Origin of the sequence: Streptomyces alkaliterrae (assembly GCF_007097205.2) — a bacterium.
GTDB classification, from domain to species: domain Bacteria; phylum Actinomycetota; class Actinomycetes; order Streptomycetales; family Streptomycetaceae; genus Streptomyces; species Streptomyces alkaliterrae.
This window is the reverse complement of the sequence record NZ_VJYK02000358.1, coordinates 1-5174: the sequence shown is the minus strand read 5'-3', so window position 1 is coordinate 5174 and position 5174 is coordinate 1. Positions and strand designations below refer to the sequence as shown.

General features: G+C 70.8%; 8 protein-coding genes. 6 read left to right on the top strand and 2 right to left on the bottom strand.

From position 1 onward, the window contains the following. The 3 genes from FNX44_RS23620 to FNX44_RS23610 form a co-directional block, all read left to right on the top strand. Positions 1–440 (top strand): carboxymuconolactone decarboxylase family protein (locus FNX44_RS23620; protein ID WP_173019268.1); only part of this gene is annotated, 440 nt, incomplete at its 5' end. 13 nt (positions 441–453) lie between these two features. Continuing rightward, entirely contained in the window at positions 454–1113 is a 660-nt protein-coding gene (locus FNX44_RS23615) for an MBL fold metallo-hydrolase (protein ID WP_143650893.1), read from the top strand. A gap of 17 nt (positions 1114–1130) precedes the next feature. Beyond that, a complete protein-coding gene (locus tag FNX44_RS23610; RefSeq protein ID WP_143650891.1) occupies positions 1131–1910 on the top strand; it encodes an exodeoxyribonuclease III in 780 nt (259 codons plus the stop codon). Positions 1911–1953: 43 nt separating this feature from the next. Here FNX44_RS23610 and FNX44_RS23605 read toward each other — a convergent pair whose 3' ends face one another. Beyond that, positions 1954–2328, bottom strand: a complete 375-nt coding sequence (locus tag FNX44_RS23605; protein WP_143650889.1) for a type II toxin-antitoxin system VapC family toxin — start codon at positions 2326–2328, stop codon at positions 1954–1956. Further along, positions 2328–2570 (bottom strand): type II toxin-antitoxin system Phd/YefM family antitoxin, encoded by a 243-nt coding sequence (locus FNX44_RS23600; protein ID WP_143650887.1) that lies wholly within the window; start codon positions 2568–2570, stop codon positions 2328–2330. Before FNX44_RS23600 ends, FNX44_RS23605 begins: the two co-directional genes overlap by 1 nt. A gap of 229 nt (positions 2571–2799) precedes the next feature. Here FNX44_RS23600 and FNX44_RS23595 point away from each other — a divergent pair, with 229 nt between their 5' ends. The 3 genes from FNX44_RS23595 to FNX44_RS23585 form a co-directional block, all read left to right on the top strand. Beyond that, on the top strand, positions 2800–3048 hold the full coding sequence (locus FNX44_RS23595; RefSeq protein WP_143650885.1) for a hypothetical protein: 249 nt from the start codon (positions 2800–2802) through the stop codon (positions 3046–3048). 191 nt (positions 3049–3239) lie between these two features. Continuing rightward, the gene (gene eccB / locus FNX44_RS23590) at positions 3240–4766 is read left to right on the top strand and encodes a type VII secretion protein EccB (protein ID WP_143650884.1); all 1527 of its coding nucleotides are present in this window, start codon (positions 3240–3242) and stop codon (positions 4764–4766) included. After that, the coding region (locus FNX44_RS23585) for a S8 family serine peptidase (RefSeq protein ID WP_143650883.1) at positions 4766–5174 on the top strand (409 nt) is incomplete at its 3' end. The genes eccB and FNX44_RS23585, both read left to right, overlap by 1 nt.

Genomic DNA, 5174 nt, shown 5'->3' with positions numbered 1-5174 from the left:
ACCCGACACGGGCCGCCCCCGACACCGGCCGGTCCGCCGACGACACCACGACCTCCTTCCCCGACGCGCTCGCCCTCCGCCGCGAGATCATCGGCGACGCCCACGTCGACCGCGCCGCCGCCGACACCGACAACTTCACCGACGACTTCGCCGCCCACTTCCAGCGCCTGCTCACCGAGACCGAGTGGGGCGCCCTGTGGTCCCGGCCCGGCCTGGACCGCCGCACCCGTTCGGTCGCCACCCTCGCCACGCTCGCCGCCGCCGGCCAGCTCGACGCCCTCGCCGACCACACCCGCGCCGCCCTGCGCAACGGCCTCACCCCCGCCGAGATCCGCGAGGTGCTGCTGCACACCGCCGTCTACCGCGGACTCCCCACCGCCGATGCCGCGTTCCGCGTCGCCCAGCGTGTCGTCCGCGAGGAAACGACCCCCGAGGCGTAGCACAATGGCCCGCATGACCGAGCCCGCCACGCTCCTCACCAAGCAGGGCCACGCCTGCGTCCGCCTCTACAAGGAGGGCCGCACGCTCGTCATCGACCCCGGCGGCTTCACCGAGCCCGAGGCGGCGCACGGCGCCGACGCGCTCCTCGTCACCCACGAACACCCCGACCACTTCGACGAAGGCCACCTCCGCGCCGTCCTCGACACCAACCCCGCCGCCGAACTCTGGACCCTGCGCGCCGTCGCCGACCAGCTCACCGCCGCCTACCCCGGCCGCGTCCACACTGTCGGCCACGGCGACCGCTTCGAAGCCGCCGGCTTCGACGTCCAGGTCCACGGCGAACTGCACGCCGTCATCCACCCCGACATCCCCCGCGTCACCAACGTCGGCTACCTCATCGACGACTCCCTCTTCCACCCCGGCGACAACCTCACCGTGCCCGGCGTCCCCGTCGAGACCCTGCTGGTGCCGCTCCAGGCGCCGTGGAACAAGTTCTCCGAGATCGTCGACTACATCCGCGAGGTCGCACCCCGCACCGTGCACGACGTGCACGACGGTCTGCTGTCCGACAACGCCTTCCCGATCTACGGCCGCATGCTCGGCCCCGCCGGACCCGGCATCGGGGGCGCGGAACGCCGCCGCCTCCTCCCCGGCGAGTCCACCACCGTGTGACCGGTAGATTTCCCGCCATGCGTATCGCCACCTGGAACATCAACGGCATCAACACCCGCCTGGAGCGACTGCTGGACTGGCTGAAGTCCAGCAACACCGACGTGCTCTGCCTCCAGGAGCTGAAGTGCCCGCCCGAGCAGTTCCCCGAGCAGGCCCTCGCCGACGCCGGCTACCAGGCGGCGTTCACCTCCGCCGGCCGCTGGAACGGCGTCGCCGTCCTCTCCCGCGTCGGCCTCGACGACCCGGTCACCGCGCTCACCGCCGTCCCCGAGTACGAGGGCGTCGCCGAACCCCGCGCGGTCAGCGCCACCTGCGGCGGCGTCCGCGTCTGGTCCGTCTACGTACCCAACGGCCGCGAACTCAGCCACCCCCACTACACCTACAAACTCCAGTGGCTCGCCGCCCTCCGCGAGACCGTCGCCGCCGAGATGACCGACGACGCCCCCTACGCCGTCCTCGGCGACTTCAACATCGCCCCCACCGACGCCGACGTCTGGGACATCAACCAGTTCCAGGAGTCCACCCACGTCTCCCAGCCCGAGCGCGACGCGCTCACCGCGCTCACCGACACCGGCCTCACCATGCTCGACCCCCGCCCCCTGAAGTACGACGTGGCGTTCACCTTCTGGGACTACCGCCAGCTGTGCTTCCCCAAGAACCGCGGCATGCGCATCGACCACATCCTCGGCAACGCCCCCTTCACCGCCGCCGTCAAGGACACCTACGTCGACCGCGAAGCCCGCAAGGGCAAGTCCCCCTCCGACCACGCGCCGGTAGTAGCCGACCTCTCGCTCTGACGCCTGGCGTGCCGCCCGCCGCCCCGCGGGCGGCACGCTCACCTCACACGGCCATGACCCGCACGTCGTACTGCGGGATGTACTTGTCCCGGGTAACCAGCGTCAGCCCCTCGGTCTGCGCCTGAGCCACCAGAACCCGATCGAAAGGGTCTCGGTGGATGAGCGGCAGCCGGCCCGCACGCACCGCGTGCCCAGCCGTAATCGCCAGTGGGCTGAACTGGCTGTCCCGAGCCCGCTCCGCGAGGTCGTCCGGCCCCGCGAGCTTGCCGAGTGACTGCTTGATCGCGATCTCCCACGGGGACACCGCGCTGAGGTACACGGCGGGCGCGGTGTCGAGCAACTCTTTGACCTCATCGGATAGCTCCGCTGAGTCGTCCAACCACCAAAGCACCACGTGTGTGTCGAGAAGGAGCCGCATCAGCGCATCCCGAAGGCGTCGGCGATGTCGTCGGGCAGCTCGTCGAAGTCTTCGGCAATCTGGATCTGCCCGCGAAGGGAGCCCCGCCCGGTCCGCTGCACTTTCGGGCGCAGCGGCACGACCTTCGCCACCGGCTCACCCGCCTTGCTGATCACCACCTCGTCTCCCGTCGCGACCTGTTCAAGGATCCGGGAGAAGTGCGTTTTGGCCTCATGGACGTTGTACTGCCGGGCTGCTTCCACAGCGGCCTCCGAGGGCGCGAGGGGTGGACTAACCAATGGACTAAGTGTACGCCTCGATGTCGTTCGGTGTCGCCTGCTCGGGCCTTTCGCGCGTTTCCGGCGTGGATAGCGCGCTGTACCTCGGGGGTGGATGCTGCCTGGCGAAACGTATGCGTTTCGATGCATCTGGCCAGGTGGGGGCCGGAATCGGGTCAACTAGCCGCGAGCGATGCGTTGTTATCGTCACCGCATGGCATCCAACCGTGGGCGCGACCGCGACGACGAGCCGATCATGCTTCCGTCGGGCCACTACAACACGAAGAATCCGGTGGGGCTTGCCCTGACGGTGATCACCATCATCGGCTTCATCGTGTTCATGATCATGATCACGAACCGACTCGGCCCCTTCGCACCCAAGGACTACAGCTCCAACGGAAGCATCTCCAGCTTCGATGCCGATCACGCCCAGCCGGGCCGTTCCCTGCCGGGCCGGATCTAGCCCGAGCTCCGAACTCCCGCACCCTCGGACTCGGCGTTGTGGGTAACGCCGCCTGCGGGGAGCTTTGCGGGCACCCCGGCGCCGCGCCGAGATCGCGCACCGGCATAGTTGTCACCGGGGAGCGCCCCACGGGACGGGCGCGAAGCGACAGTTGACGGGCCGGCGGGCCCACGGGGAGGGCGGGACCACCGATGGCGTCCAGGCGCGACGAACTCAACGCCTACACGTTCGAGAAGAAGCGCACCGTCGCGTCCTTCCTGCGCCCCTCACCCACCGGTAGCGACGAGGGCGCCCCGCGCCCCCTGCGCGGCTTCCTGCCGGGCCTGGTCATCGGCGCACTGATCCTCGCCGGCTTCGGCGCCTGGGGCATGTTCCGCCCGCAGGCCCCGAAGGGCTGGGACAAGCCCGGGAAGAACGTGATCATCGCCAGCGACTCCACCACCCGGTACGTCGTCCTGCGCACCGACGGCAAGACCCAGCTCCACCCCGTCCTCAACCTCGCCTCCGCCAAGCTGCTCCTCGACCCCGACTCGTACCAGATCGTCAAGGTCGCCGAACGCGAGCTGGACAGCGGTCGCATACCGCACGGCCCCACCATCGGCATCCCCTACGCCCCTGACCGGCTGCCGGGCAAGACGGAGGCCGGCACCGCGAAGCGCTGGGCCGTCTGCGAGAAGCCGGCGGCACCCGGCCGCCCCCTGCAACGCGGCACGTTTGTCCTCGCTGCCCGCGAGCACAACGCCGTCGACGGCCAGGACCGCCTCCGTCGAGGCGAGGTCATGTACGTCCGCGACGCGAAGACCCGCGACGAGTACCTGGTCAGCGCCAACGGCACCAAGTACCGCGTCGGCACCAGGAACGGCAGCCGACCCGGCACCCCGGAACGCGACCTCCTCGTCCGCATCCTCGCCAGCGGCGAACCGCAGCGCGTCAGCAAGGAGTGGCTGGCCACCTACCGCGATGGCACCCCCGTCGACTTCCCCCGCCTGCGCGGCGACGTCGGCGCCCCCGCCGGCGTCAACGACCTCGACAACACCGCGAACCGCGTCGGCATGGTGCTGGTCGCCACCACCGGCGACGGCGACCAGCACTACCTCGTCGAACCCGGCCGCGTCGTCCCCGTCACCGCCTTCACCGCCAGCCTCGTACTCAGCAGCCCCGCCACCGGCGAACTCCGCCAGAACGGCCGCCCGTTGCGCGTCGGCGCCCAGACCATCTTCCCCACCGACGAACGCCACAGCCCCACCGCCCGCTACGACTGGCCCCGCCACCGCGCCACCCAGGTCAACCGGGGCGGCCGCGACACCCTCTGCTCGGTCCTGCGCTCCGTCCACGCCACCACCGGCCGCACCACCGTCTCCACATGGGCCGGCAAGGACTACCCGCGCACGCTGGTCGACAAGTCCACCAGCGCCTACGTCACCCCCGGCGCCGGGCTGCTCTTCCGCCAGTTCCAGGGCAGCGACCCGGACACCGGCGGCGTCTTCCTGATGACCGACACCGGCCTGCGCTACGCCGTCCAGTCCAACACCGACAGCAGCACCGACAAGGCCCCGCGCCGCAAGCCGGACAGCGGCGCCCCCGAGGTCGACGAGGCCCAGATCCGCCTCGGCTACCGAGGCGTCAAACCCAGTCCCGTCCCCATGACCTGGGCTCAGTTCCTCCCCACCGGCCCTCGTCTGGACACCACCAGCGCCCGCCAGCCGCAGGGGTCCTGATGCGACGCCCCACCGCCCTACTCCTCCTCCCCGCGCTCCTGCTCCCGCTCGCGGTCGCGACCCCAGCGACCGCGTCCGACAACGACCAGCGCCCGCGCACCCGCCTGGCCACCACCGGCGAGTGCGAGTTCGGCGGCAAACCGATCCCCGGCCGCCCCTGGGCCCTCCAACGCGTCCAACTCGACCGCCTGTGGGCCGAGTCGCAGGGCGAGGGCGTACGGGTCGCCGTCATCGACAGCGGCGTCGACGTCCGCAACCCGCAGCTCCGCCCGGCCGTCGACGTCGGCAGCGGACGCGACTTCGTCAAGCCCAAGAAGGACGACCCAGAAAACCTCCCCAAGGGCCCCACCGTCGACCTCGTCGGCCACGGCACCAAGGTCGCCGGCATCATCGCCGCCCGCCCCGACC

Coding starts and splice junctions, on each gene's coding strand:
- FNX44_RS23615 (WP_143650893.1), top strand. CDS start 454: ATGACCGAGCCCGCCACGCTCCTCACCAAGCAGGGCCACGCCTGCGTC.
- FNX44_RS23610 (WP_143650891.1), top strand. CDS start 1,131: ATGCGTATCGCCACCTGGAACATCAACGGCATCAACACCCGCCTGGAG.
- FNX44_RS23605 (WP_143650889.1), bottom strand. CDS start 2,328: ATGCGGCTCCTTCTCGACACACACGTGGTGCTTTGGTGGTTGGACGAC.
- FNX44_RS23595 (WP_143650885.1), top strand. CDS start 2,800: ATGGCATCCAACCGTGGGCGCGACCGCGACGACGAGCCGATCATGCTT.
- eccB (WP_143650884.1), top strand. CDS start 3,240: ATGGCGTCCAGGCGCGACGAACTCAACGCCTACACGTTCGAGAAGAAG.